The organism is Paenirhizobium selenitireducens ATCC BAA-1503, assembly GCF_900492185.1.
Lineage (GTDB): Bacteria > Pseudomonadota > Alphaproteobacteria > Rhizobiales > Rhizobiaceae > Allorhizobium > Allorhizobium selenitireducens_A.
Map to the genome: position 1 here is coordinate 1 of NZ_UEYP01000027.1, position 24376 is coordinate 24376.

The 24376-nt window shown below is 61.0% G+C and carries 25 protein-coding genes and 2 pseudogenes; 18 read left to right on the plus strand and 9 right to left on the minus strand.

Annotation, left to right across the window (positions count from 1 at the left end; translation table 11 throughout):
• On the minus strand, positions 1-171 hold a 171-nt coding region (locus tag RHIZ70P_RS21890; protein WP_328588208.1), incomplete at its 3' end, for a heavy metal-associated domain-containing protein.
• Between the two features lie 161 nt (positions 172-332).
• Here RHIZ70P_RS21890 and RHIZ70P_RS21895 point away from each other — a divergent pair.
• Positions 333-527, plus strand: coding sequence for a heavy-metal-associated domain-containing protein (locus RHIZ70P_RS21895; RefSeq protein ID WP_080843334.1), 195 nt, complete (start codon positions 333-335; stop codon positions 525-527).
• 88 nt (positions 528-615) lie between these two features.
• Positions 616-948 carry a DUF305 domain-containing protein gene (locus tag RHIZ70P_RS21900; RefSeq protein WP_404801034.1) on the plus strand — a complete coding sequence of 111 codons (333 nt, stop codon included), beginning with the start codon at positions 616-618 and terminating at the stop codon, positions 946-948.
• Between the two features lie 70 nt (positions 949-1018).
• On the opposite strand, the gene RHIZ70P_RS21905 is transcribed toward RHIZ70P_RS21900, so the two are convergent.
• Complete coding sequence (locus tag RHIZ70P_RS21905; RefSeq protein WP_115672694.1) at positions 1019-1951, minus strand: LysR family transcriptional regulator; 933 nt, start codon at positions 1949-1951, stop codon at positions 1019-1021.
• Positions 1952-2194: 243 nt separating this feature from the next.
• Positions 2195-2449: a DUF2933 domain-containing protein gene (locus RHIZ70P_RS21910; RefSeq protein ID WP_080843331.1), complete on the minus strand. Its 255-nt coding sequence runs from the start codon at positions 2447-2449 to the stop codon at positions 2195-2197.
• A gap of 961 nt (positions 2450-3410) precedes the next feature.
• On the opposite strand from RHIZ70P_RS21910, the gene RHIZ70P_RS21920 reads away from it, so the two are divergent.
• Both RHIZ70P_RS21920 and RHIZ70P_RS21925 read left to right on the plus strand, forming a co-directional pair.
• Positions 3411-3740, plus strand: coding sequence for a hypothetical protein (locus RHIZ70P_RS21920; RefSeq protein ID WP_142174938.1), 330 nt, complete (start codon positions 3411-3413; stop codon positions 3738-3740).
• A 184-nt stretch (positions 3741-3924) separates the two neighbouring features.
• On the plus strand, positions 3925-4857 hold the full coding sequence (locus RHIZ70P_RS21925) for a Crp/Fnr family transcriptional regulator (protein ID WP_225246838.1): 933 nt from the start codon (positions 3925-3927) through the stop codon (positions 4855-4857).
• 195 nt (positions 4858-5052) lie between these two features.
• On the opposite strand, the gene RHIZ70P_RS21930 is transcribed toward RHIZ70P_RS21925, so the two are convergent.
• On the minus strand, positions 5053-6087 hold the full coding sequence (locus RHIZ70P_RS21930; RefSeq protein ID WP_080843376.1) for a 2Fe-2S iron-sulfur cluster-binding protein: 1035 nt from the start codon (positions 6085-6087) through the stop codon (positions 5053-5055).
• 11 nt (positions 6088-6098) lie between these two features.
• Positions 6099-6365: a glutaredoxin family protein gene (locus RHIZ70P_RS21935; RefSeq protein WP_080843328.1), complete on the minus strand. Its 267-nt coding sequence runs from the start codon at positions 6363-6365 to the stop codon at positions 6099-6101.
• Between the two features lie 143 nt (positions 6366-6508).
• Between RHIZ70P_RS21935 and RHIZ70P_RS21940 the strand changes: the two genes are divergently transcribed.
• The 5 genes from RHIZ70P_RS21940 to RHIZ70P_RS21960 all read left to right on the plus strand — a co-directional run bounded on the left by RHIZ70P_RS21940 (position 6509) and on the right by RHIZ70P_RS21960 (position 13874).
• Positions 6509-6718, plus strand: a complete 210-nt coding sequence (locus tag RHIZ70P_RS21940; protein ID WP_115672695.1) for a heavy-metal-associated domain-containing protein — start codon at positions 6509-6511, stop codon at positions 6716-6718.
• A 232-nt stretch (positions 6719-6950) separates the two neighbouring features.
• Complete coding sequence (locus tag RHIZ70P_RS21945; RefSeq protein ID WP_080843326.1) at positions 6951-9059, plus strand: heavy metal translocating P-type ATPase; 2109 nt, start codon at positions 6951-6953, stop codon at positions 9057-9059.
• 5 nt (positions 9060-9064) lie between these two features.
• Entirely contained in the window at positions 9065-10087 is a 1023-nt protein-coding gene (locus tag RHIZ70P_RS21950) for a ribose-phosphate pyrophosphokinase (protein WP_115672701.1), read from the plus strand.
• 51 nt (positions 10088-10138) lie between these two features.
• Positions 10139-12508, plus strand: a complete 2370-nt coding sequence (locus RHIZ70P_RS21955; RefSeq protein ID WP_080843325.1) for a xylulose 5-phosphate 3-epimerase — start codon at positions 10139-10141, stop codon at positions 12506-12508.
• A gap of 7 nt (positions 12509-12515) precedes the next feature.
• The gene (locus tag RHIZ70P_RS21960; protein ID WP_080843374.1) at positions 12516-13874 is read left to right on the plus strand and encodes an MBL fold metallo-hydrolase RNA specificity domain-containing protein; all 1359 of its coding nucleotides are present in this window, start codon (positions 12516-12518) and stop codon (positions 13872-13874) included.
• 41 nt (positions 13875-13915) lie between these two features.
• Here the strand turns inward: RHIZ70P_RS21960 and RHIZ70P_RS23115 are convergent, their stop codons facing one another.
• Positions 13916-14290: a hypothetical protein gene (locus tag RHIZ70P_RS23115; protein ID WP_181904104.1), complete on the minus strand. Its 375-nt coding sequence runs from the start codon at positions 14288-14290 to the stop codon at positions 13916-13918.
• Between the two features lie 136 nt (positions 14291-14426).
• Between RHIZ70P_RS23115 and RHIZ70P_RS21970 the strand changes: the two are divergent.
• The 8 genes and pseudogenes from RHIZ70P_RS21970 to RHIZ70P_RS22010 all read left to right on the plus strand — a co-directional run.
• Positions 14427-15587, plus strand: a pseudogene (locus tag RHIZ70P_RS21970) (thymidine phosphorylase family protein); the annotation flags it as partial.
• Positions 15584-16108, plus strand: coding sequence for a cytochrome b (locus RHIZ70P_RS21975; RefSeq protein ID WP_052114352.1), 525 nt, complete (start codon positions 15584-15586; stop codon positions 16106-16108). The pseudogene RHIZ70P_RS21970 and the gene RHIZ70P_RS21975, both read left to right, overlap by 4 nt.
• Before the next feature lie 1349 nt (positions 16109-17457).
• Positions 17458-18384 (plus strand): cytochrome D1 domain-containing protein, encoded by a 927-nt coding sequence (locus RHIZ70P_RS21985; RefSeq protein WP_235842314.1) that lies wholly within the window; start codon positions 17458-17460, stop codon positions 18382-18384.
• Positions 18385-18454: 70 nt separating this feature from the next.
• A complete protein-coding gene (locus RHIZ70P_RS21990; protein WP_115672697.1) occupies positions 18455-18856 on the plus strand; it encodes a hypothetical protein in 402 nt (133 codons plus the stop codon).
• Between the two features lie 75 nt (positions 18857-18931).
• Positions 18932-20416 (plus strand): multicopper oxidase family protein, encoded by a 1485-nt coding sequence (locus tag RHIZ70P_RS21995; RefSeq protein WP_037094843.1) that lies wholly within the window; start codon positions 18932-18934, stop codon positions 20414-20416.
• On the plus strand, positions 20413-20847 hold the full coding sequence (locus RHIZ70P_RS22000; RefSeq protein WP_077546207.1) for a c-type cytochrome: 435 nt from the start codon (positions 20413-20415) through the stop codon (positions 20845-20847). The genes RHIZ70P_RS21995 and RHIZ70P_RS22000 overlap by 4 nt, the downstream gene beginning before the upstream one ends.
• A 141-nt stretch (positions 20848-20988) precedes the next feature.
• Positions 20989-21420: a c-type cytochrome gene (locus tag RHIZ70P_RS22005; RefSeq protein WP_037094849.1), complete on the plus strand. Its 432-nt coding sequence runs from the start codon at positions 20989-20991 to the stop codon at positions 21418-21420.
• A gap of 125 nt (positions 21421-21545) precedes the next feature.
• The gene (locus tag RHIZ70P_RS22010; protein ID WP_052821447.1) at positions 21546-21914 is read left to right on the plus strand and encodes a hypothetical protein; all 369 of its coding nucleotides are present in this window, start codon (positions 21546-21548) and stop codon (positions 21912-21914) included.
• A 38-nt stretch (positions 21915-21952) separates the two neighbouring features.
• On the opposite strand, the gene RHIZ70P_RS22015 is transcribed toward RHIZ70P_RS22010, so the two are convergent.
• The 3 genes from RHIZ70P_RS22015 to RHIZ70P_RS22025 are packed head-to-tail and all read right to left on the minus strand — an operon-like array spanning position 21953 to position 24086.
• Positions 21953-22237 (minus strand): copper-binding protein, encoded by a 285-nt coding sequence (locus RHIZ70P_RS22015; protein WP_077546222.1) that lies wholly within the window; start codon positions 22235-22237, stop codon positions 21953-21955.
• An 18-nt stretch (positions 22238-22255) separates the two neighbouring features.
• Positions 22256-22732 carry a cupredoxin domain-containing protein gene (locus RHIZ70P_RS22020; protein ID WP_115672699.1) on the minus strand — a complete coding sequence of 159 codons (477 nt, stop codon included), beginning with the start codon at positions 22730-22732 and terminating at the stop codon, positions 22256-22258.
• A 31-nt stretch (positions 22733-22763) separates the two neighbouring features.
• Positions 22764-24086 carry a multicopper oxidase family protein gene (locus tag RHIZ70P_RS22025; RefSeq protein ID WP_080843320.1) on the minus strand — a complete coding sequence of 441 codons (1323 nt, stop codon included), beginning with the start codon at positions 24084-24086 and terminating at the stop codon, positions 22764-22766.
• A 50-nt stretch (positions 24087-24136) separates the two neighbouring features.
• Between RHIZ70P_RS22025 and RHIZ70P_RS22030 the strand changes: the two are divergent.
• Positions 24137-24250, plus strand: a pseudogene (locus RHIZ70P_RS22030) (antitoxin); the annotation flags it as partial.
• Positions 24251-24376: the final 126 nt, after the last annotated feature.

The window sequence follows — 24376 nt, forward strand, 5'->3', positions numbered from 1 at the left end:
TCTGGTGGTGACATTCGCGCGTTCCGTAGCCAGATTGACCGATGCGGCCTCGACACCGGGAACAGCCTTCAGGGCTCGTTCGACTCGGCCAACGCACGACGCGCAGGTCATGCCCTCTATCGGCAGCGATATAGCTTCAGACATCTCATTGGTGCGGACGGGGGCATTCATCGCCTCTTCCTTTCTTATTCGAAGAATCAAATTCTGGAGGAGGATCAGGCTTCCAACGATAGGAAGGTCAATAGAATAAATCCTTGCATGTGACCCTTGACCTTACCATCGTTGGAAGGCCCATCTTGTTCAGCATGAGAGCCGAACAAAGGAGATTTCTCATGCTGCTCAAGATCGAAAACATGACCTGCGGCGGCTGCGCCAAGTCGGTGACAAAGGCGATCCAGTCCGTCGACCCGAACGCTACGGTCAAGCCGGACCCCGCCGCTCGCACGGTCAAGGTCGAGACGGCGGCGACCATCGCCGATATCGAACGCGTTCTGGAAGAAGCCGGCTATCCTGCGGCCGCGACCTGATGAGGATGAAACGATGAACAGGCTAACCCCGATTTTCATAGGTGGCGCAATCGCCATCAGCGTGGGCCTGGCACTTGCTCAAACCCAGATGGATAACAATGGCGCTATGCAGGGACACAATATGCCCGGCATGAACATGCAGGGCATGGACATGTCCGCCGCGGACGAACTCTCGACCAAGGCTTACATGGCCGTCATGGAAAGCATGCAGAAGAACATGCTGATGGACTATTCAGGCGATGCCGATGTTGACTTCATGCGCGGCATGATTCCCCATCATCAGGGCGCTATCGACATGGCAAAGGTCGTTCTCGAGTACGGTCGCGACCCTGAGGTCCGCAAGCTCGCAGAAGACGTGATCAAAGCCCAGGAAGGCGAGATCGCGATGATGAAGAAATGGCTCGCCGATCGTGGCAAGTAACGCCTGTCGGGCGGCTTCTTGAGCCGCCCGACCAATCCCTGCATCTTACACAGGCTCGGGAGAGGGCGCGCTATTCCGCGTTTGACCCTGTCGAGCCCGGAGACCACGACGTTGCCATAGAACGCGCCATGCTAAGCAACCTTTGGAAGGCCGGGTTGTCATTACGTGGAGACCATACGCCGCTAAATGGCAAGATTTCCCCGAGAATTGCCCGATAGCACACGCCGGGGAACTGAGCCGCAGTCATCGCCTCGCTAACGACCGTCAATCCGCGGCCCAGAGCCACGAGTGGGAGCAGGTTCTCTCGTCCGACAAAATGGACGGTAATCTCGGGGTGCTGCCCCAGACCAGCCAAGCGCTGAACCAGGTAGTCATGAATTTCTCGGCCGGGCGCCACGTCATTCACGATGAAAGTTTCATCAACGAGGTCGGTCCAATCTACCTCGTCGCGCGCGGCTAACGAGTGATCCTCCGGTAGAACCGCAAAGACGCGCTCAGACCAAAAGTACGAGGTGTCGCAATCAGACCAGAGGCGGGTGCCGGTAAGGAAGGCGACGTCAAGAGAAAACTGGCGAATCGCCGCCACATGCTCTGAAGGATTGCCATCGATGAGTTCAACCTGAACCCTCGGATGCGCGCGATGATATGCACGCAATAGTTCTGCGAGAAACCCCGAGGCAATCGATGAGAATATTCCGATCCTCACGAAGCCGCTTTCAGAACGCCCTATGGCAGCAATATCTTCGGCTCCGTCGTCAACGTTTCTGAGAATTTGTCTTGCCCGTCCAAGGAACCGTTGCCCTGCATGGGTCAGCGAGATCCCCCAGGTGTGCCGGTGAAACAGCGAGGCGCCGAATTGATCCTCAAGGTCAGCAATACATCGACTGACCGCTGATTGCGATAGCCCGATGGCCGCCCCAGCTTTGCGGAAGCTGCCATGCTCGGCCACGACCACAAAGGTGTTAAGGTGACGCAGCTCTATTGCAGGTGGTCGCCTAGCCATGTCAGCAGCCTCCTACGAGGCGCGAGGCCGTTTAATTCAGGAGATGCCAAATCCAACGGCTCGCGCCACTGTTCGGGTCCAAGCTGTCTGATACCCGCGTCGATCACCGTCGCCCCTCGTTCGCTCGTATCCGTGCAACGACGAGTCGCGCAGCGAGTAAAGGGTTTCGGATCTGGCATGTCGCGATTCGAAGTGCCGTTGGTCATGCTGCGCTCTCGCTATCTGAAGCTGATTCATTGGAGGTCAGCGGCTATCTTGGTCGGCACGCCTTTCGTGATGATTATGTCCATGTGCGCCATGCTTCCGATGCATGAAGATATGGAGTACCGGACAAGCCAGAATGAGAAGCCAAGGCAACCAGCCCAGAGTGTGAGCACGATGCTCCGTGATGAGGTAAAAGGCGGCGATTGCGAGAAAGCCATAGAAGGCGACGCTGCTCGCTGTAAGCTTGGATCGTTGAGCGTTACCGCCCGTTTGCCTATCAGAGTTCTGGTCCATATTGCTCCTCCAGTATCGCGCGTGGCCTCGGCAGGTGCATGTGTGCCGCGACACCGCCTGTAAGCCGACCGCGAGGCAACTGCTGTTGAGATAGCAATGGCCGTCTGGGGGAGTCTTTAATCTCGATTAAGGTGTCGGGAACGACGAGGCTACCCTGCGCGGTTCGCCAAAAGGCCAACCTGGACGGATCCGGTTCGACTTCTCGCACATCAATGTGGAGGGCTTCGGTGGCCAGAGGAGCTACGCCATCACTGCTTTGATCGGGAACGGACACGCCGCTCCCCGTCGACACAATTCGGCGCGCTATTGAGGAGAGCTTGGCAGATCCCTTGTGGCCCATGGACTAGGCATGTGGCAGCGCCTCGAATCCGCAAACCAGATCGTCGACCGGACACGAGCAGGAACCGATCCTCACATCTACTCCGCATAGCACGAGCCGATCGCGGTCCGCGTCTGCGATGAAGCCGCACACGAGTCTAGTTGCGCTGCTGATCGCGATCATCGCGCATGTCGCCTCACTGGTGCGGTCGGCATTCGGCATATAGTCGCGGCAGCGAGTGACCGGATCGACCAGCAGGATTCCGTCGCATTTTGCGAAGAATGGGCTCAGCATCGTCCGTCGTCGAGTGCGAGCGACGAGAACCGCAACCCAGGTCTTCCGATCTGCCCGCAACAGCGCCATCGATGACATGCGTGACCCGCTGGAACAAGTTTCTGGATGTGACGAAATCATCACCTTGCGCGCCGCACTTTAACCTCGATCAAGCACATCGACCCTCGTCCCGGCGGATTGGTCGCGTTCCCGACACGAATTGACACCCTGCCGCGAACCTCCGCCCTGGACCTTGATCTGAATCAATTTGAGGTGGCTGTACATATAGTATGTGTTCCGGATCGGGGTATTCGCTCTATGTTGAAAGGGCGAGCCGTTCGATTGCGGAATCGAGGAATGCTCAGGTATTTGGCAGCACTGATGGTCTGCATGCTCGTTCTGGCGATCCAGGCCGGGCCAGCCATGGCGCATAACGGTGATTTCACGCCGTCCGGCACCGAAATCCGGCTTGCGAACGCCGAGTTCAGGGCCTCTGCAGCTGCCCAGGAAGACTGCCCGACCGACGCCAGTTGCTGCAAAGCCATCTGCGCTCCGTGCTTTGCACCGCTATGCACTTACCAAGGCGGACTCACCATCATCGGTTCCTGGACCACCAAATCATTTGCGCCAAGGCAAACCTGCCTGCGGTCGTTCATTCTTGGCCGCGACCCTCCCGTACCCCGAAATCAAATCCTCTAGGCGGCGTTCCGCGGCTAAAACCCTGTCGCCAGATTGGATCAACACTCTGGTTCCTGGAGATTTGTCGTGTTCGCGCCCACCTGATCCCCGGCGCAAAGCTGCGTCGGCGCACAGGTCCTCACGTCAGGATTGATTGCCTGTTCGGATAGCCACCGAGACGGGCTCCGCGCCCCGGAGGTGCAACATGAACTTGGATCGCTCTTTTTTCTCCCCCGAGCCCGCCCGATCATTTCAAAGCGCCAATTTGGCCATGATCAACGGCGCTTGGAGCAGCTTGCTGCCAAACAACCCCCCAGCAGACGGCGCTTCAAACGCCGAAAATGCCATTGTTCCTCAATCATCGAAGGCTTTGACGCTCTCAAGTCACGGCACCCATACGTCTGCTTCGCTTGGCGCCGTGTCTCCTCCGATCGATGCAAACCGCCTCATTCGGGGGTTCAGGACCGGCGACCGAAAATTCGACGCAGGCAACGAAATCCTCGGTATTGGGTCCACTACCGGTTCTTTGTTCAACCTTCTTGACGGTTGGATAGCGGTATATTCCTTGCTTCCCGATGGCCGGCGACAGATCGTGCATTTCGCATTGCCAGGCGCAGTGCTGGGGGTGCTCTCGTCCGGTCACATGCCCTCAAACGTCGGCGCGCAGGCCCTGACGGACGTAGTCGTTTCCGTCGTTCCGATGTCCGTTCTGAAATCGCGCCTGCGGGAAGACCCGGAAATCGGCTTGAGACTCGCGCAATCTGTAGCGCGCGAACGCGATCTTGCCTTCGATCACCTGACGAGTATCGGGCGTCGCTCGGCACGAGAGCGCGTCGCCCATCTCCTGCTGGAGCTGTTCACGCGATATCGGGCGCAATGGCCCGGCAACCGCATCGAAGAGATGGCGCTTCCCCTAACTCAAGAACAGATCGGCGATGCGACGGGCCTGACATTCGTTCATGTCAACCGTGTCCTCAGTTCCCTGCGGAAGGAGGGAATCGTTCAATTTCAATACCGGCGTCTTCGAATCCTCAATCCGGATAAGTTGATCGAGGTCGCGGGAGTGGATGTGGAGATCGCGAAGGCGTGGCTCGATCAAAACTCTTCGCGATCAGATGATCGAAGGCGGACCACATAGGCCGGTCCGCCATGCGACAGCCGGATGCGCGTTATCGCGGTGACCAATCCCGACCGACAGGTGAATACTGGAGCAAGGGCCGATGGTCCGGCATTGGTTACCGCCTGAAGGCGGGCGTCTTCCGCTCGATCTCATGCGCACAAGCCGCCGGTCCGCCGGAAATCGTCTGTAGCGATCCCGAACGCCGGTCGTTCTTCACCCTGCCGCAGCGCTTGCGAGCGGCTCATCGGGCGTGAAGAATACGTCGGCGTGCATATCCTCGACGCGGAGCCTCCGGTTGGTGGCAACCACCATGACGGCCTCCACCATCGGTGGCGGCCCGGCGATATATGCCTTCCAGCCGTCGAGATCTGGCAGATCCTTTGCGACCACAGCATCGACATAACCGGTTCGCAAAGCCGTGCCCGACGCCTGGTCGGACAGAACAGGGGTAAATGCCAGATTTCCGTGGATGGACGCGAGACCCTCAAAGTGGTCGACGAGATACAGATCGTTTTCCGTCCGCACCCCGAAATAGACGTGAATGGGTTGTCTCATCCCCCGTGCCAGCGCGGTTTCAACGATCGACTTGATCGGGGCGAGGCCCGATCCGCCCGCCACACAGAGAATTGGGCCGGCATGCTTCTCGCGCAGAAAGGACGAGCCGAAAGGCCCCTCGACCATGACCGGGTCCCCGAGATCGAGCACTGAATGAATGAGGTTAGAGGCCACGCCATCCGGCACGCGACGAATGTGAAATTCCAGCTCGTCGGCGCCCGGCGGGTTCGCCATCGAATAATCTCGTGTCGGCGTGGCCGGAAATGTCACGCGCGCGAACTGGCCGGCCGTAAAGGAGGCAGGCCGACCGTCTTTCGGGCGAACCCGGACAATTTTGATATCGTGGGTGACATCCTCAATGCCAACAACGCTACACTGGAGGCGTCGACGTGGATGGTCGGCCAGCTCGTCCGCACCACCCAGCCATGTAACGGTGGCGTCGGTTTTGGGGATTGCCCGGCAGGCGAGTATCAGCCCCTCAGCTTTCTCCTCGACGGAGAGCGCGAAACGCGAATGCTCCCGAAGGTCGACCTCGCCGGAGTTGAGGCGGGATTTACATGACCCGCAGCGTCCGGATCGGCAGCCGTGCGGATAGGCGATGCCGCTTGCAAGCGCGGCCTCGAGTATCGTCTGGCCTAGCGCGACTTCGATGCTGGCTCCAGCCTGCGGCAGGTCCACTCGTTTGCTGTTCATGACCATATCACTCATGCGGGCGTCGACAAGTCGAGGGCGGCCATGAGTCCGGGCTTCTGGCTCGCAAACGTCCCGTAGAAGATCTGCGACCCGACGATGGTTATCGGTGCGACCCGCACCCCGGTTCGCGCTTTCGCTTCCTCCATCACTGATGGATCGGTCAGATCGCGCTCCTGGAACGTGATGTCTTGTTCTTTGAGCCAGGTCTTGAGCGCCCGGCAGTCCGGGCAAGTGGGTGTCGTATAGATGATGACGCTGTTTGTGCTGGAATGCTTCATCTGTCGTCTCCTTTCGATTTGACAGTTCTTCATCCAGCTTGCGGTTTCCAACGATGGCAGGGTCAAGAAGATTTATTAAGGGTTGACCTTACCATCGTTGGAAGCCCCAATCTCCTTGGACGCGAACAACAGAGGAGGTCCCTATGCTTCGCTTCCAGGTCCCGAACATGACATGCGGCGGCTGCGCAAAATCAGTGACCAAGGCGCTTTTGAGCGTCGACGGGATGGCCCGGATCGAGACTGATCCTGACAAACGCAAGGTCCTGATCGAGACGAGCGCCGACAGGGCAGCCCTTGTCGCCGTTCTCGAAGAAGCAGGTTACCCGGCAGACACTCCTGAATCATCGGGGTGAGAGGCGTTTCGCCACAGCGCCCTGTTTCCGAACAAGCGGGAAGAACGGTCGGCGGCGCGGCCCCATCGCCTCAGCCGAGCCGCAAGAACTTAATCTGGATCAAAGATTCGGAACGTCGGACCGAAGACCTTTGCACCGAAGATTCTGCCCTGCCGAGAACTGGCCAGTGTCACGGAACAAGAATGGCCTGCATTCCGAGTTATCGCCAATGGCCAGTGAAGGACAACATCGAATGAGCTCATCGCATAGCCAACACGGCAACCACCACGCACATCATCGGACGGCTGCCAACGGTCCGCACCACGACCACGCGGCCGCAAGCATCGTCTCGGCAGCCGGCTCAACCCATGCCGAACATACCGGGCACGGCGGACACGATCATGCGGAGATGGTCGCCGACTTTCGCCGCCGCTTCTGGGTTTCGCTCATTCTCACGCCGCCCGTCCTGCTTCTGTCTCCGATGATCCGCCATTGGCTCGGCCTGACCGAGCTATTGTCGTTTCCGGGCGACGGTCTCGTGCTCTTCGTCCTCTCGACCATCGCCTACGTCTATGGCGGCTGGCCGTTCCTGACCGGCTTCACCTCGGAGCTGCGCAAGGGCCAGCCCGGCATGATGACGCTGATCGCGCTCGCGATCTCGGCCGCCTATTTCTTCTCGGCGGCGGTCACCTTCGGGTTCCCCGGCGAAGCCTTCTATTGGGAATTGGTGACGCTCATCGCCATCATGCTGCTCGGCCACTGGGTGGAGATGCGTTCCGTCATGGGGGCTTCCCGCGCGCTGGAGGAACTGGTGCGCCTGCTTCCAGACAGCGCGACGCGGATCGATGCGGACGGCTCGACGCATGAAGTAGCGATCTCCGCCCTCCAGCCCGGCGACCGCGTCATCGTCCGGCCGGGCGCGAAGGTGCCGGTCGATGGCGAGATCATCGAGGGATCGTCCGCCTTCAACGAGGCGATGCTGACAGGCGAATCGCGGCCTGTTTCCAAGACCGTCGGCGCGCCAGCCATCGGCGGGGCGATCAACGGCGCCAATGCCGTGACGATCAAGGTGACGGCGACGGGGGACGCGACCTATCTGTCTCAGGTCATCGACCTCGTAAAGAAGGCGCAGGCGACCCGTTCCAAGACCCAGGACCTCGCCAACCGGGCAGCCGCCTGGCTCACCTATATCGCCCTCGTCGTCGGCTTCGGGACGCTTTTCGTCTGGTGGATCGTTCTCGGATCGCCCCTGGAGTTCGCTCTGGAGCGCATGGTGACGGTCATGGTCGTGGCCTGCCCGCATGCACTCGGCCTCGCCGTGCCCCTGGTGGTGGCCGTCAGCACATCGCTGAGCGCGAGCAACGGTCTGTTGATCCGCGACCGGGCCGCTTTCGAGCGCGCGCGCAATCTTGATGCAACGGTCTTCGACAAGACAGGGACGCTGACGGAAGGACGTTTCGGCGTCAGCGATATTGTCCTTCTGTCCGCTGGCGACGAAAGCCAGGAATTGGCGTTCGCCGCCGCAGCGGAGAGTCAGTCGGAACACCCAATTGCACATGGCATCGTCGCTGAAGCCAAGAAGCGCGGCATCGCGATCCCCAAGGCCACCGAGGTCAGCAATATCACCGGCGAAGGCATCACCGCCAAGGTTGACGGCGAGGAGCTTCGGATCGTCAGCCCCGGCCATCTCGCTCGGCAAGGCAGCCCGATCGATCATCCGAAGCTCAAGGAGCTGGAAGCAGACGGCAAGACGGTGGTTGTACTTGTCCGCGATGGCGCGCCGCGCGCGCTCTTCGCGCTTGCCGACATCGTGCGTAGCGAATCGAGAGAAGCCATCGCCGAACTGAATCGCCTTGGCATAAAGTCGGTGATGCTGACGGGCGATGCGAAGGGCGTTGCGGAATCGGTATCCAGGGAACTCGGCATCTCCGAATATTTCGCCGAGGTGCTTCCCGATCAGAAGTCGGACAAGATCAAGGAATTGCAATCGCGTGGCCTTTCGGTGGCGATGGTGGGCGATGGCGTCAACGATGCGCCAGCTCTTGTCCAGGCCGATCTCGGCGTCGCCATCGGCGCTGGTACGGATGTCGCCGTGGAATCCGCCGATGTGGTCCTCGTCAAAAGCGATCCGCGCGATGTGGCGGCCATTCTCGGTCTCTCGCGCGCGACCTACCGTAAGATGGTCCAGAATCTGATCTGGGCGACTGCCTACAATACCGTGGCGATCCCCATGGCCGCCGGCATCACCTTCGGGACCGGCTTCCTGATGACGCCGGCCGTAGCTGCGGTCTTCATGTCGGCCAGCACCATCATCGTCGCCATCAACGCGCAGTTCCTGCGCCGCTACCGCAGGAACGGATGACCCACATGGATACGACGAACCACGCTTCGAGCCATGTGATCCTTCCCCTTCCGGGAAACGACGCCTTTGCCCAGCGCCTCGCCAGCGAGGGCGGTTGGCCGCTCGGCAACCTCGAAACCCGGAATTTCCCCGACGGCGAAAGCTATCTCCGCATCCTGTGCGACGTGACCGACAAAGCGGTCATTTTGGTCAGCACCCTGTCTCACCCCGATGAAGGCTTTCTGCGGCTGGTCTTCGCCGCCGACGCCGTACGATCACTGGGCGCCAGAGAGGTAACGCTGATCGCCCCGTACCTCGCCTATATGCGGCAAGATCGGCGCTTTCGACCGGGCGAGGCGGTCACGTCCCGCACATTCGCAAGACTCGTATCGGCAACCTTCGATCGCCTGATTACCGTCGACCCGCACTTGCATCGCCATCCAACACTTTCGGCGATCTATTCCATTCCGACAGCGACGCTTCATGCGGCCCCGCTCCTTGCCGACTGGATAGGGTCGGAGGTCAAGGCCTCACTGCTTATCGGCCCTGATGAGGAAAGCGAGCAGTGGGTCTCGGCCATCGCGAAGCGCATCGATGCGCCACATGCGGTCCTGAGGAAAGTCCGACACGGCGATCGCGACGTCGAAATCGAACTTCCCGATCTCTCCGCCTGGCACGATCGTCAGCCTGTACTCGTGGATGACATCGCCTCATCAGGCCATACTCTTATCGAAGCGGCGAGGAAGTTGCGACTGCAAGGTCTGGCTCCGCCTGACGTCGCTGTCGTGCATGGCATCTTCGCGGGCGATTCGTATCAACAGCTTGCCCCGCTCTGCGGTCGCATCGTTTCGACCGACTCCGTTGTCCACGCCAGCAACCGTATTGAGCTTGCGCCGCTTATTGCCGCGCATCTCCGGACGGACACGGCGGCAGGGTCGGATCAGATCCGCCACCGCCGTCCTCCGGAGCCGCTCGATGCAGTGGAGCGCGCGGGCATCGACTCATTCCCCGCCAGCGATCCACCGCCATGGTTGGGGGGACATCGGTAGCGCTGTCGATAGATCGCACTCAACAAGCAGTCAAAAAAGGATCCCGAAAGCATGGCCGCAGCGACTCCCGAACTCTTCAAGGCATGGCGCGACGGCTATGGCCAGATCCGACATAGCGACGAAACCATCGAGCGCATTCAAACGCTGGCCATGTCGGGACGGATCGAACCTGATCGGCTCTACCGACTGCTCGCAGCGGCCGACCGCCTGACCTCGGCTGCCATGTGGACCATCGTCCACATGACCTATGCGAGGCGTGTCGATTTGTCCGGCGCTCCTCTGCCAGCCGACGCCTTCAAAACCGTTCCGGAGGGCCATACCGGCGGTTCGCTCAACATGGCCCCGGCTTTCGTCGGCTATCTGGTTGCCAACGCGATTTCGGCAACAACCCGATCGTGGCTTATGGGTCAGGGGCATTGCGTGGCGGCGATCGATGCAGTCAACGCGCTGACAGGCGACGTTTCGCAAGCTCAGCTCGGGCGCTATGATCGCAGCGAGAAAGGGCTGTCTCAACTCGCAGCCGATTTCTACTCCTACGCTATCGACGCGAGCGGCCGGCCGGGCGTGCCGATCGGCAGCCACGCCGGCCCAACCACCGCCGGTGCGATCTCGGAGGGCGGCTATCTCGGGTTCTCGGAAGTGCAGTACGTCCATGCGCCACTGACAGGCGAAAGCCTCGTCGCCTTTCTCAGCGATGGCGCGTTTGAGGAACAGCGCGGATCGGACTGGACGCCGCGCTGGTGGCGCTCGGAGGATTCCGGCTTCGTTGTTCCAGTGATGATCATGAACGGCCGCCGTATCGAGGAACGCGTCCAGATCGCGCAGCAAGGCGGGGCAGATTGGTTTGCCGATCATCTCAGCCTCAACGGATTCGCGCCGATGAGGATCGATGGCCGGGACCCCGCCGCCTTCGCTTGGGCCATCCTCTCAGCGGAAGAGCAGCTCACGCGCTTCGCGACCGATCCCAGCCGCCGCTATCCCGCACCCATTCCCTATGTCATCGCCGAGACTGTCAAAGGATTCGGCTTCCCCGGAGCGGGCACAAATGCCGCGCACAATCTTCCTCTGACGGGCAACCCGTCGCGAGACGAAGCGGCGCGTCAAGCCTTCAACGACGCTGCAAGGGCTCTATTCGTGCCGCCGGGCGACATTGATGACGCCGTGTCCGAGATTGCCATTCATGAGAGGCAGGGCCGCGTTCCCGAAAGCAAGCATCCTCTGGCATCCCGTAATCCCGCAGCGCCGCACCTGCCCGAACCTGACTGGTCCCAGGAAGGTTACCCCTCCGACTGCGCCATGCATGCAATAGATCGCTGGTTTGTCCGGGTCGTCGATGCCAATCCCGGCCTTCGTCCGCGGGTCGGCAATCCCGATGAACTCCGCTCGAACCATATGGGCGCAACGCTCGACAGGCTTCGCCACCGCGTAAACCAGTCGGAGCCTGGCGTTGCCGATGCCGTCGACGGCGCGGTTATCACGGCCCTGAATGAGGAAGCCGTGGCCGGTGCGGCGCTCGCCAACAAGGGCGGCATCAATCTGATCGTCAGTTACGAAGCCTTCGCGATGAAGATGCTAGGCGGCCTGCGCCAGGAGATCATCTTCTCCCGCCACCAACGGGAAGCGGGCAAAACGCCGGGCTGGATCTCCGTGCCGCTCGTCGTCACATCGCACACCTGGGAGAACGCAAAGAACGAACAGTCACACCAGGATCCGACGATTGGCGAGGCCCTGTTGGGCGAGATGTCGGATACGTCCCGCGTGCTGTTTCCCGTCGATGCGAACAGCGCTGCCGCGGCGCTGCGGTCGGTCTATCGCGGGCGCGGCCAAGTAGCTTGCCTTATCGTGTCCAAGCGCGACATGCCTCACCGTCTCGACGCCGAGGCGGCCGAGCGCTTCGTCAACATAGGTGCGGCTCATATCGACGGCGACCCGGATGGAGCGGCACTCCAGCTCGTCACGATCGGCGCCTATCAACTCGAAGAAGCTCTCAAGGCCGCCCACCGGCTGAAAGCGCATGGTCGACGGGTCGTCGTCACGGCGATTTCGGAGCCTGGACGCTTTCGGGCGCCGCGCGATCCGCTCGAGGCCGAATTCACAGCGCGCGATGACCAGCTTGCAAGCCTTTTCCCACCCGATCTGCCCCGCCTTATCGTCACTCACACCCGCCCAGAACCGATGGTCGGCCTGCTTCGACGGCTAGACGGCGGCCCGAAACGGACCGCGGCGCATGGATATATCAGTCGTGGCGGCACGCTGGATGTTTCCGGCATGCTTTTCGCCAACCGCTGCTCATGGGCGCACCTTGTCGACGCATCCGCACGGCTCTCGGACTGGTCGCGCGATGAACTGCTCACCCTGGCCGAACGCAACGCAATCGATGGATGTGGCGCTCCTGCCGATCTGTCCAAAGCACAAGATTGAGGGCAACATGCTCACACTAACTTCGCTTGGCGGTGCGGGAACCGTCACCGGCTCGAAACATCTCCTCACCAATGGCGACAAGCGCATCCTGATCGATTGCGGCCTGTTCCAGGGCCTGAAGAACCTGCGCGAACTCAACTGGGCAGCACTTCCGGTTACGCCATCGAGCATCGACGCCGTCGTCCTGACGCATGCCCACCTCGACCATTCCGGCTATTTGCCCAAGCTCGTTCGAGATGGCTTCCGCGGCCGAATCTACTCTACCGAGGCGACGCGCGACGTTGCCGAGCTGATCCTGAAGGACAGCGGCCACCTCCAGGAAAAGGATGCCGAATACGCCAATCGAAAGGGCTTTTCGAAGCACAAGCCTGCGCTTGCGCTCTACGGCATCCGCGACGCCGAGCACTCCCTCGAATTCTTCTCGCCCGAACCTTTCGACAAGCCCATTCACCTTCCAGGCAATGCGACACTGACCTTCCGCCATGCCGGGCATATCTTGGGCGCGGCTATCGCGGAAATCGAATGGGCAGGGCGTCGAGTCGCTTTCTCGGGCGATCTCGGCCGCTACGATGACCCCGTTCTTCCCGACCCCACGGCTGTCGAAAACGCCGACTACGTCGTAATCGAGTCGACCTACGGAAATCGCATCCACGATCAGGTCGATCCCACAGAGGCTTTGGGAAGCGTCATTGAGCGCACGACCGCCAGGGGCGGAACCGTTGTGATCCCCGCCTTCGCGGTTGGGCGAGCCCAATCACTTCTCTACCATCTCTGGAAGCTGAGAATGAATGGCCGTCTCGGAAAGATTCCCATCTATCTCGACAGCCCCATGGCGATCGACGCAACGGATTTGCTGCATGCGCATCGTTCCGATCACCGGCTGAGCCCGCAGGAATGCAATGCGATTTGCTCGATCGCCACCTACACGCGCGACGTTGAGGGTTCCAAGGCGATCACCGCAAGCGCCTACCCGAAGATCGTTATTTCGGCGAGCGGCATGGCCACCGGTGGACGGGTCCTGCACCATCTCAAGGCGTTTGCCCCCGACAGCCGCAACACCATTCTCTTCTCGGGTTTTCAGGCAGCCGGAACGCGGGGCCGCGCTATGATGCAGGGCTCCCGCGAGATCAAAATCCATGGCCAGTGGATCCCGGTTCGGGCAGAGGTCGCGGACCTGTCCATGCTGTCGGCGCATGCCGACGCAAACGAGCTGATGCGCTGGCTGTCCGGCTTCCGTCGGCCGCCGTCCCGCGTGTTCATCGTGCATGGTGAAGACGATGCCTCCGAAGCGCTGCGCGTGCGGATCGACCGCGAGCTTGGATGGAACGCAGTCGTCTCACGCCAGAATCAGGCTTTCGACCTATGACGATCAACAACGTCGAACCCGAGGTTCCTTCTCAGCCGACGCTACGCGTGCGGCGCCTGCGGCTGCACACTCAGCACCAGGCCGTGGTGGTGATGCGCACCGATTGCCATGTCTGCCGCTCGGAGGGTCTGTCCGCGCGCACCCAGGTCCTCGTCTCGATCGGCGCGAGACAGGTACAGGCAACGCTCTTTCAGGTCGAAGGAGATGCATTGCTCGCTCAGGATGAAGTCGGTCTTTCTGAAACAGCCTGGCAGATCCTCGGCGTTAGCGAGAATGACAATGTGACGGTGACCCATCCTCCGGCCGTGGAGTCTCTGACGAGCGTGCGCCGTCGCATATATGGCAATCGCCTCGACGCGCACGCCTTTGCCGAAATCGTGAGCGACGTGGTCGCAGGCCGCTATACCGAGGTCCATCTCGCCGCCTTTCTGACCGCCAGTGCCGCGCTTCCTCTCGACGAGAGCGAGACTGTTGNCCCATCCTCCGGCCATGGAGTCTCTGACGAGCGTGCGCCGTCGCATATAAGGCAATCGCCTCGACGCGCACGCCTTTGCCGAAATCGTGAACGACGTGGTCGCAGGCCGCTATACCGAGGTCCATCTCGCCGCCTTTCTGACCGCCAGTGCCGCGCTTCCTCTCGACGAGAGCGAGACTGTTGACCTCACGCGCGCCATGGTCGATGTCGGCGACCGGATGAGCTGGAATGCTCCGATCGTTGTGGACAAGCACTGTGTCGGCGGGTTGCCGGGCAATCGAACCACGCCGATCGTCGTCGCGATCGTGGCCGCCAATGGCCTTGTCATGCCGAAGACGTCTTCGCGCGCGATTACCTCGCCAGCCGGCACCGCCGACACAATGGAAACGCTTGCCCCTGTCGACCTCAGCATCGAAACCCTTCGACGCGTCGTGGAAGCAGAAGGCGGATGCATCGCCTGGGGCGGGGCGGTGCATCTCAGCCCCGCCGACGACATTTTCGTCCGGATCGAACGCGAACTCGACGTGGATACCGAGGGACAGCTTGTCGCTTCCGTCCTTTCAAAAAAAATCGCCGCTGGCTCGACGCATGTGGTTATCGACATCCCGGTTGGGGCAACCGCCAAGGTGCGCAGCGAAGCGGCCGCCGATCAGCTCGCCAGTCGCCTCAGCGCCGTCGCTGCCCGTTTCGATCTGGCCCTGACCTGCGTCCAGACCGACGGTTCGCAACCCGTCGGGCGCGGCATCGGCCCAGGTCTAGAAGCCTTCGACGTCCTGGCGGTTCTTCAAAACGCGCCGGATGCGCCGGACGATCTGCGACGCCGCGCGATCCTGTTGGCGGGCGCCGCGCTTGAGATCGGTGGAAAGGCCGCAAAGGGGAAAGGTGAAGCGCTTGCGTTGGCGACCTTGGTCGACGGTCGTGCCTGGTCGAAGTTCATGGCGATCTGCGAGGCGCAAGGCGGACTTCGTGAGCCACCGAAGGCCGCACAGGTTCATCCGTTGATCGCGTCGCGCGCCGGCCGCGTCGTCCATATCAACAATCGCAAAATCGCCCGACTCGCCAAGCTCGCCGGAGCGCCGGAGTCGAAGGCGGCAGGCGTCCAAATGGCCGTCCGCCTCGGCGACGAGATCGCCAGCGGCCAGCCGCTTTTGCACGTTCACGCCGAGACGGCTGGTGAACTTGGCTACGCACTGGACTATGCCGCGCATGCAGGCGACCTTTTCGAGGTCGAAAGTTGACGTGGCGGCTGTCCATTTGGATACGCCGGCACCGTTCGGCCGGCGCATTCTCGATCTACCAGCGCTTGATGCACTGGATGGTCCTTATCCTGTGTATCATCCAGGTCCCCACGGCCTGGGCGATCCAACGCACGCACATGGCGCACCTTTTCTTGAAACCTAAACCCTTCGACCTTTTCCTGCATCAGGTTCACGCCTGGAGCGGATGGCTGATTATGGCGCTGGCGCTCAGTCAACTTATTCTGCGCTTCACATATGGCCGACCACCTCCGATCCAGGGCATGTCGGTGCTTGAGCGCATGATCGCAGGGGTCACTCATGCGGTGCTCTACGGCCTATTGCTCGCACTGCCGATCACAGGCACGATCGCTATGTACGTGACGTTCCGCATCGCTTCCCTGCACAGCCTGCTGAGCTGGATGCTTCTGGTCGTTGCGACCACTCACGCCCTCGCTGCTCTGTGGCATCACTTCTGGCGTCGCGACGACGTGCTGCGGCGAATGATCAGGAACACGAAATAGCGCGCCGGACAGTCAGCCCACGGGTAAATTCTATCTAGTCGAGCGCGCTTCTCCGCGCGAGCAGCACACTCATTTGCGGAGATTGGCGCGCAGGTCGTTTCGGTGAGCGGCCTCGCAAGCATTGATCCCTACGTGTTTGATGCAGCGCAAAGTGATCATTCTGGATCTGCGCTAGATTTGCCCCCAGTTTCTACATTCAAGCAAACCGAAGGATGAGCCGTGGTGGCCGCCGGCGTGACAATGGTCAAGGCGTTCAGAAGGTCGCATAATTGGGCGACCGCCTTGCGGCGCGGGTTTATCCTTTTCCTCGCCATCGCGTTCGGGCTTACGGCGTTTCTCACAGATGGCGGGCATCAAGCGCGTGCTGCTTCAAGGGAGGGCATCCCGGCGCTCATGACTCAAGCTGGGGATTGTGCCGACCTCCTCGTGCGCATGCCCTGCGACAACGATACCCAACGCGGCGCCGAGCACCCGTGCGACAGCGGTCACTGCCTGTCGAGCCTCGGGTGCTTCCTCTGCGCTCCGCTGAACACGGCCTGGAGCTGGCGCACGTTGAACGGCGAGACAGTCTCGCCGGCTGCATCGCCCGTGCCCTCATCCGCGGAGTTGCGTCGTCAGAAGCGACCTCCGCGATCCATCTTGGTCATCTGAGCACCTTCGGCCTGTTCTGTCCGTGTGCTCCAGCCGACCCGAGGACTGGCACAATGCCTTAGTCTTCCGACCGTGCGCGTCCCAGGCCGCCCAACGATACGGCCGAGGAGACGAGCCGTTCTGCGTGACGCCGACGTGACATAGCCTCCAATCGTCGGCTGCCGGCGAGCCAGAAAGGGCCATGCACGGACCTTGCCGAAATCGGTAGGCAGCGGCACGCGAGGAAGTCTTCGGTATCCGCACGCCGGGCCACTTTTCAAACTCACCTCAAGATGTGCTCGAGCAGCCCGCAAGGCTGCGAGCCGAGGAGCTGAATACCATGTTAAAGACCCACTCGACCCGTTCGATTTCCATCACCGCGGCAGTCCTGACAGCAACCGCGATTCGCAGACGTGCGGCCATGCTGGCCTTCGCGACGGCATCGGCCCTGGTGCTTGCTATTCCGTTCGCCGCCACCGTCCGAGCGGAGCCTGCTGCAACCGGCTTCGTCTATACGGCCGATGAATTTGGCAACACCGTTAGCCGCATCGACCTTACCACGGAAAAGATCGACATCGTTCCGGTCCCGATCACGCCCCACAACGTGCAGTTCGTATCGGGAAAAGATTTGGTGCTGGCGGTGGGCCTGCCGGTCGCCGGCAAAGCTGAAGACGCTCATGCGTCCAATGGGGCTGGCCATGGCGGCGACGGACATGGTGATGCCGCTGTCGCAGGCCAATTGNGTTCCGGTCACGATCACGCCCCACAACGTGCAGTTCGTATCGGGGAAAGATTTGGTGCTGGCGGTGGGCCTGCCGGTCGCCGGCAAAGCTGAAGACGCTCATGCGTCCAATGGGGCTGGCCATGGCGGCGACGGACATGGTGATGCCGCTGTCGCAGGCCAATTGATCGTCCTCGACGCGGCCGATATTTCCTCCGGCGTGAAGGCGTCGATCCCCGTGGGTGGGCATCCTGCGCATGTGATCGCAGACGCGCAAGGCAATCGCGCCTACGTCTCGAATTCCGAAGACGACAGCTTGTCGGTCGTTGATCTTGCCAAGGGCGAGGTCGTCGCCACGGTCGGCACCGGCGACTACCCCCACGGCCTGCGGATGAGCCCGGATGGAAGCGCCATCTATGTCGCGAATGTCCAGGACGGTACTGTTTCGGTTATCGACACAACGGCGCTTTCGGAAGTTGCCAGGATCAAGGTAGGCGTTGCGCCCGTCCAGGTCGGCTTCACACCTGACGGAAAGCGGGTCTATGTCTCGCTGCGCGATGAAAACAAGGTCGCCGTTATCGACACGCAGTCGCGCGAGGTGATCGCACGCATCAATGTCGGCCGTTCGCCCATCCAGGTTTACGCCACGCCTGATGGCCGGCTGGTTTACGTCGCGAACCAGGGAACCGAAACGGAGCCGGATGAGACGGTCTCGGTTATCGATGTCGTAGGCGGGAATGTCGTGAAGACCATCCAGACGGACAAGGGCGCTCACGGCGTGACGGTCGTTGCCGACGGAGCCTTTGTCTTCGTCACCAACATCGTGGCCGGGACCGTTTCCCAGATCGACGTCGGCAGCCAGTCCGTGGTCAAGACATATGCTGTCGGCAAGGGACCGAACGGCGTCACCTATCAGGCGCAGTGATGCAACGTCGGGGCGGCGCTTCGCCGCCCCGCACGACCTAAGCCTCAAACCTAGGAGCAGGACGGCCGGCATGCAGGCTTCATCAATGGACAAAGGGTCGGCGAGGCTCTATTCTTTGCCCATGCTTCGCGCGTTGCTTATCATTGTTACAACCATCTCGCTTGCCGCTGCTTCTTTTGCCGTTCAAGCACACGAGACCCGCATGTCCGGGATGTTGGAACGCGCCGCGCTGACGCAGCACATGGAGCAAGCCTCTTCTTCGATGGCCGCTTGCAGCGAAGGGAAATCCTGCAAAGCAGATGCCGGATTGTGCGCCTTCGCCTGCGCCGGAATATCGGCCTGGCTTCCGGTTGTGCGTACTTCGGCAAAGCAAATCAGCTCGCGGCAAAAATATCCCTTCCCGCCGGATGCCGTCTTCGTTGCGGCAGCTCCCGGCCGGAATGATCGCCCTCCTATATCGCGCCTCCTCTGAGCCTGCGGCGGGGCTGATCCCGCTGCGATCCATTTGGACCTTTCAGGCGGGACAGATCGTCCCGAGGTGACGAATATGACGACCTTTTCACGACGCGGCTTCCTCGCCGCCAGCGCAGCCATGCTTGCTGCATCCCATTTCCCCATCAGGGCCTACGGCCAGGACGCGGCTGCGATCCGCCTGGCCGCCACCAGCCGCACGCTCGATATAGACAATCGACCGGCCACCGTTTTCGGACTTGCTGGTCCCAACGGGCAGGGGCTGCTCCTCGATCCGGGCGAGCGATTTCGGGTGGATCTGACCAACGATCTCGCCGAGTCCACGATCATTCATTGGCACGGCCAGATTCCCCCGAACGCTCAGGACGGCGTCCCGGATATGCCGCAGCCGCTTCTTCAGCCCAGTGAAACGCGCAGCTTCGATTTCGCGCCCCAGCCCGGAACGCACTGGATGCACAGCCATGTGCCGATCCAGGAAATGCGATTGCTCGCCGCGCCGCTGATCGTCCGGAGGGCAGAAGACCTATCCGCCGATCGGCAGGAAGTCGTCCTGTTCCTGCACGACTTCGCGTTCAAGACACCGGAAGAAGTGCTGGAAGAGATCACCAGCGCAAGCGCTGATGGACATGGCGCTGCCGGCATGTCACGCGCGATGCAAGGCATGAACCATGGCGGCATGCCTGGAATGAACCAGGGCGAGGCCGGGGGAATGGGCTCGATGGCCATGGATATGGGTAACATGGCGATGGATCTCAACGACTACGACTGGGATGCCTATCTCGCCAATGACCGAACCCTGTCCGATCCCGATGTCGTTCAGGTCGAACGCGGCGGCCGGGTTCGGCTCCGTGTCATCAACGCAGCCGCAGCCACCGTTTTCTGGATCGACACGGGCGAAGCACAAGCCCGGCTCGTCGCCGTCGACGGGCATGAGGTCCAGCCGGTCGCGGGTTCGCGGTTCGGGCTGGCCATGGGGCAGCGTCTCGACCTGGAGATCGACCTTCCAAATGAGACCCGCGCATGGCCGATTCTGGCGCTCAGGGAGGGCGAACGTGAAAGGACCGGCATTATTCTCGCCCCCGCGGGCGCCACGATCGACAGGATCGATTCCCTTTCAGCGAATGACGCCCCGGCCTTCGACACGGACTTGTCTCAGGAGTCACGGCTGGTCGCTGTCGACACGCTTGCCGCCCGTCCGGTGGATCGAAGCCACATGATCATGCTCGGCGGCTCGATGCAGCCCTATGTCTGGACCATCGACGGAGCAACATGGGGCAAGCATCGGCCGGTTGCCGCAACGAGCGGCGATCGGGTGGAACTGATGTTCCACAATATGTCGATGATGGGGCACCCGATGCATCTGCATGGGCATGCATTCCAGGTTGTTGGCATCAACAGGCGACGCTTCGAAGGTGCGCGCCGCGATACCGTGTACATACCGCCGATGTCGATGGTCACTGTTGCCCTTGATGCCGGCGAGGCCGCGAGCTGGATGTTGCATTGCCATCATATGCCGCATCTGGCCACCGGGATGATGACCGAGTTCAGGATCGCTGCATGAAACCGCTCTGGATCGCGGTCGCCGCAACTCTCCTGGCGGCGGCCGGTGCGATCTTGGTCGGAAAGGGACGGTCCGGTCAGGAGGCGAGCGATCGCATCGCCCTTGGCCGGGCAGTCTATCTAGCGAACTGTGCGAGCTGTCACGGCACGAAACTCGAAGGCCAGCCCGACTGGCGCAGCCCGGGCACGAGCGGCCGCCTTCCGGCGCCGCCGCATGACGAGACCGGTCACACCTGGCATCATTCGGACAGGCAGCTCCTCGCAATCATCACCGATGGGACCGCCGCGGTGGTTGGCGGTGGCTACGAGAGTGACATGCCCGGCTTTCGGGAGGCTCTGACCTCCGCCGAGATCGAGGCTGTCCTCGACTACATCAAGAGTACCTGGCCGCAGCGAGAGGCAGACTACCAACGCCGCATCTCGAACGGCTGACACGCCGGAGGCCACGAAAACAATTTCGTGGCCCCACATCGCCATCGCGCGCCGCCCCACCACCACATTCATGCCGACGGGTTCGGCAGTTGATGGCGGCAGAGAGGGTGTTCGGCGGCCTAAAGACATAAGGATTCACAAATGAACAAGAGAAACGTCTTCGCTCTGCTCGTCGCCGCGGCAGCGGTTGCGGGCTTTGCGCTTTGGAATCGAACCGGATCGGAAGACGAAGCCAGAAGAGGAGTATCGGGCCAGGGGACGGCATTGTCGGTTGTCGTACCTTCGTCATTGTCCGACACCGCAAAGATGGGAGAACGAGCTTTCAACGCCGTCTGTGCAGCGTGCCACGGCAAGAACGCGGCCGGAACCGATGCCGGCCCGCCGCTCATCCATCGGATATACGAACCTTCTCACCACGGAGACTACGCCTTTGAAATGGCCGTCGCCAACGGCGTGCGCGCGCATCACTGGAAATTCGGAAACATGCCTCCTCAGCCGGGTCTGACGAGGGCCGACGTCGCTACGATCGTGGCCTATGTGCGCGAGCTTCAGCGGGCGAACGGCATCAATTGAGGAGCATTGGCGGCGAGATACCCTGCCAGACCTGTCGAGGCGGGTTTGAGGAAATCGGGCGGCTGCGAGTGGAGTTGTGGTGTGATAGGATGAGGCGGCCAAGTCGCCTATGGGAGGGGTGTGCAATGCGAACTGGCATAACATGCGCATTTGTCGTTCTGGCTTTGCTGGTGTCGGCGTCAAATGCCCAAGAGGATCAGCCGTTTCATACGTCTTATTTCGCGGATGAAACGACCATCAGCCTGTCCGTGACCGTCGCGGCAACCTCTCTTGACCCGGAATATAATTTCGATGTGCAAGTCGCGCTCACAGAGCGCGGACCCGAGGGTCAGATCAGATTCATCGACCACAGCGCCCACCTTGCAAAGGTACGATGCGCCGCGCCGAAGGCCGTCATGATCGGCCAATCAGAGTTTATGCTGTCGGATTCGCCCGAGCCGGGGGATTGGAAGCAGGATCTCTGGCGCACCTTCTGCCTCCTGCCGGTCTCATGAGGAACGGGGCCGCGCTGCATCCAGCGCGGCCCTGTGCTTCACTTGACCTGGGTGACAGTCAGCTTTCCGTTGACGCGCTCGGCAACGAACTGGACCTTTGCGCCGACCTTGAGCTTTTCTAGCATCGCGTCATCAGCGACCTGGAATACCATCGTCATGGCCGGCATCTCGAGGTTCTTCAGCTCTTCATGGATGAGCGTGACCTTCTTCGCCTTCTCGTCCAGCTTCTTGACCGTGCCGCTGGTGAATTCCTGCGCGAAGGCGGCGGTGCCGAAGGCGAAGGCGACGGCGCCGGCGAGTGTGATTCTTGTGATAGCTTTCATCGTCATTTCTGTTGCTCCTTATTTCTTCGCGACCGTGACGTCGCCGTGCATGCCGGTATCGTAGTGACCGGGAAGGAGGCAGGCGATCTTGAACACGCCGTCGTTGGTGAACTTCCAGACGATCTCGCCGGATTTTCCGGGCGCGAGGCGAATGGCGTTCGGATCCTCGTGTTCCATTTCCGGGAATTTCTCCATCACGGCTTTGTGCTCCATGATCTTGTCTTCCTGGTCGAGCACGAATTCATGATCGACCTCGCCCGCATTCTTGATCGCGAAGCGAACGGTCTGGCCCTGGCGGACCTTGAAGGTGCTTGGTGTGAAGATCATCTTGCCGTCATCCGTTTCCTTCATCGTGACACGGATGGTCTGGGACGCCTTGGCCTTTTCACCGGGTTCGCCAACGGCCATTTCGCCATGACCGCCCTCATGCGAACCGGATGCAAAAGCAGCGGTGGCAAACGTTGAGAGTAGCAGACCAACTAGAATGCGTTTCATAATCGTTTCCTTTGTCGTTTCTGGGAGGAAGTTAACCGTGATTGGAATGGCCAGACGGAAGTTGTGTCTTGGCATCTTTCGCTTTGACAGGCTCGGGCAAGCTCCCGGTCCATTCCCACGCCTGCGTGCCGGGAGGGTTCTCGTACCAACCCGGATCGCTGTAGTCGCCCGCTGAGATACCCTCGCGGACCTTCACCACGGAGAACATGCCGCCCATTTCGATCGGGCCGTGGGGACCCCACCCGGTCATCATGGGGACGGTGTTCTCCGGTATTTCCATCGACATTTCGCCCATATCCGCCATGCCGGCCGTCCCCATGGGCATGTATTCGGGACGGATCTGCCTGATCTTTTTTGCAACCTCCTTCTTGTCGACCCCGATGAATGTCGGGATCTCGTGACCCATGGCATTCATGGTGTGATGCGACTTGTGGCAATGGATCGCCCAGTCGCCGACGTACTTCGCGTCGAACTCGTAGGCGCGCATCGCACCGACAGGGATGTCGATGCTGACCTCGGGCCAGCGCGCCTCCGGCCTGACCCAGCCGCCATCGGTGCAGGTCACCTCGAAATCGTAGCCGTGCATGTGGATTGGATGGTTCGTCATCGTCAGGTTACCGACGCGAACACGAACCCTGTCGTTCTTGGAAACGACGAGCGGATCGATCCCTGGAAAGACGCGCGTGTTGAACGTCCAGAGGTTGAAGTCGGTCATTTCCATGATCCGGGGCACGTATGTTCCCGGATCGATGTCATAGGCGCTGAGCAGGAAGACGAAATCCCGATCCACCGGCATGAACTTCGGGTCCCGGGGATGGATGACGAAGAAGCCCATCATCCCCATCGCCATCTGTACCATCTCGTCCGAGTGCGGGTGGTACATGAAGGTGCCGGATTTCACGAGATCGAACTCGTAAACGAAGGTCTTGCCAGAGGGGATGTGAGGCTGCGACAGCCCGCCAACACCATCCATCCCCGACGGCAGGATCATACCGTGCCAATGAATGGTCGTGTGCTCCGGCAGCTTGTTGGTCACGAAAATGCGAACCCGGTCGCCTTCGACTGCTTCGATGGTCGGACCCGGTGACTGGCCGTTGTACCCCCAAAGATATGCGGTCATGCCTTCGGCCATCTCCCGCTCCACCGGCTCGGCAACGAGGTGGAATTCCTTCACCCCGTTGTTCATTCGGAACGGCAAGGTCCAACCGTTGAGGGTGACGACCGGATTGTAATCTGGGCCGACCGTCGGCTTTACCGGGGTTTGCGTGGCCGCCGAGTCCATGAGAGCGGCTTCCGGCAAGCCCATGTTGGACGTTTGCGCCCAGGTCTTACGATAACGCTGCAATGGTGGCAACTAAACCACATATGTGCTAATGTGGGTCCGTCACTTCGGGAGTATGTGAAATGAGCCGCTTGACGATCGACATAACGGACAAACAACATCAAAGCCTCAAAGCGCTAGCCGCTCTGCAGGGCAAGACAATCAAGCAGTACGCACTTGAGCGCCTGTTTCCCGGCTGTTGATTTGCACTGAGAGCTGACCCGGGATTTGCGCCGAGAAGTGACCCGCCTTAGGTATCGTCCGTCGTGGTTGGGGTGGTCAAGTTCCTCCGTTTCTCCTTCGTCGCTTTGGGCTCATGGGCC

Coding starts and splice junctions, on each gene's coding strand:
- RHIZ70P_RS21895 (WP_080843334.1), top strand. CDS start 333: ATGCTGCTCAAGATCGAAAACATGACCTGCGGCGGCTGCGCCAAGTCG.
- RHIZ70P_RS21900 (WP_404801034.1), top strand. CDS start 616: ATGGATAACAATGGCGCTATGCAGGGACACAATATGCCCGGCATGAAC.
- RHIZ70P_RS21905 (WP_115672694.1), bottom strand. CDS start 1,951: ATGGCTAGGCGACCACCTGCAATAGAGCTGCGTCACCTTAACACCTTT.
- RHIZ70P_RS21910 (WP_080843331.1), bottom strand. CDS start 2,449: ATGGACCAGAACTCTGATAGGCAAACGGGCGGTAACGCTCAACGATCC.
- RHIZ70P_RS21925 (WP_225246838.1), top strand. CDS start 3,925: ATGAACTTGGATCGCTCTTTTTTCTCCCCCGAGCCCGCCCGATCATTT.
- RHIZ70P_RS21930 (WP_080843376.1), bottom strand. CDS start 6,087: ATGAACAGCAAACGAGTGGACCTGCCGCAGGCTGGAGCCAGCATCGAA.
- RHIZ70P_RS21935 (WP_080843328.1), bottom strand. CDS start 6,365: ATGAAGCATTCCAGCACAAACAGCGTCATCATCTATACGACACCCACT.
- RHIZ70P_RS21940 (WP_115672695.1), top strand. CDS start 6,509: ATGCTTCGCTTCCAGGTCCCGAACATGACATGCGGCGGCTGCGCAAAA.
- RHIZ70P_RS21945 (WP_080843326.1), top strand. CDS start 6,951: ATGAGCTCATCGCATAGCCAACACGGCAACCACCACGCACATCATCGG.
- RHIZ70P_RS21950 (WP_115672701.1), top strand. CDS start 9,065: ATGGATACGACGAACCACGCTTCGAGCCATGTGATCCTTCCCCTTCCG.
- RHIZ70P_RS21955 (WP_080843325.1), top strand. CDS start 10,139: ATGGCCGCAGCGACTCCCGAACTCTTCAAGGCATGGCGCGACGGCTAT.
- RHIZ70P_RS21960 (WP_080843374.1), top strand. CDS start 12,516: ATGCTCACACTAACTTCGCTTGGCGGTGCGGGAACCGTCACCGGCTCG.
- RHIZ70P_RS23115 (WP_181904104.1), bottom strand. CDS start 14,290: ATGGACCTCGGTATAGCGGCCTGCGACCACGTCGCTCACGATTTCGGC.
- RHIZ70P_RS21990 (WP_115672697.1), top strand. CDS start 18,455: ATGCAGGCTTCATCAATGGACAAAGGGTCGGCGAGGCTCTATTCTTTG.
- RHIZ70P_RS21995 (WP_037094843.1), top strand. CDS start 18,932: ATGACGACCTTTTCACGACGCGGCTTCCTCGCCGCCAGCGCAGCCATG.
- RHIZ70P_RS22000 (WP_077546207.1), top strand. CDS start 20,413: ATGAAACCGCTCTGGATCGCGGTCGCCGCAACTCTCCTGGCGGCGGCC.
- RHIZ70P_RS22005 (WP_037094849.1), top strand. CDS start 20,989: ATGAACAAGAGAAACGTCTTCGCTCTGCTCGTCGCCGCGGCAGCGGTT.
- RHIZ70P_RS22010 (WP_052821447.1), top strand. CDS start 21,546: ATGCGAACTGGCATAACATGCGCATTTGTCGTTCTGGCTTTGCTGGTG.
- RHIZ70P_RS22015 (WP_077546222.1), bottom strand. CDS start 22,237: ATGAAAGCTATCACAAGAATCACACTCGCCGGCGCCGTCGCCTTCGCC.
- RHIZ70P_RS22020 (WP_115672699.1), bottom strand. CDS start 22,732: ATGAAACGCATTCTAGTTGGTCTGCTACTCTCAACGTTTGCCACCGCT.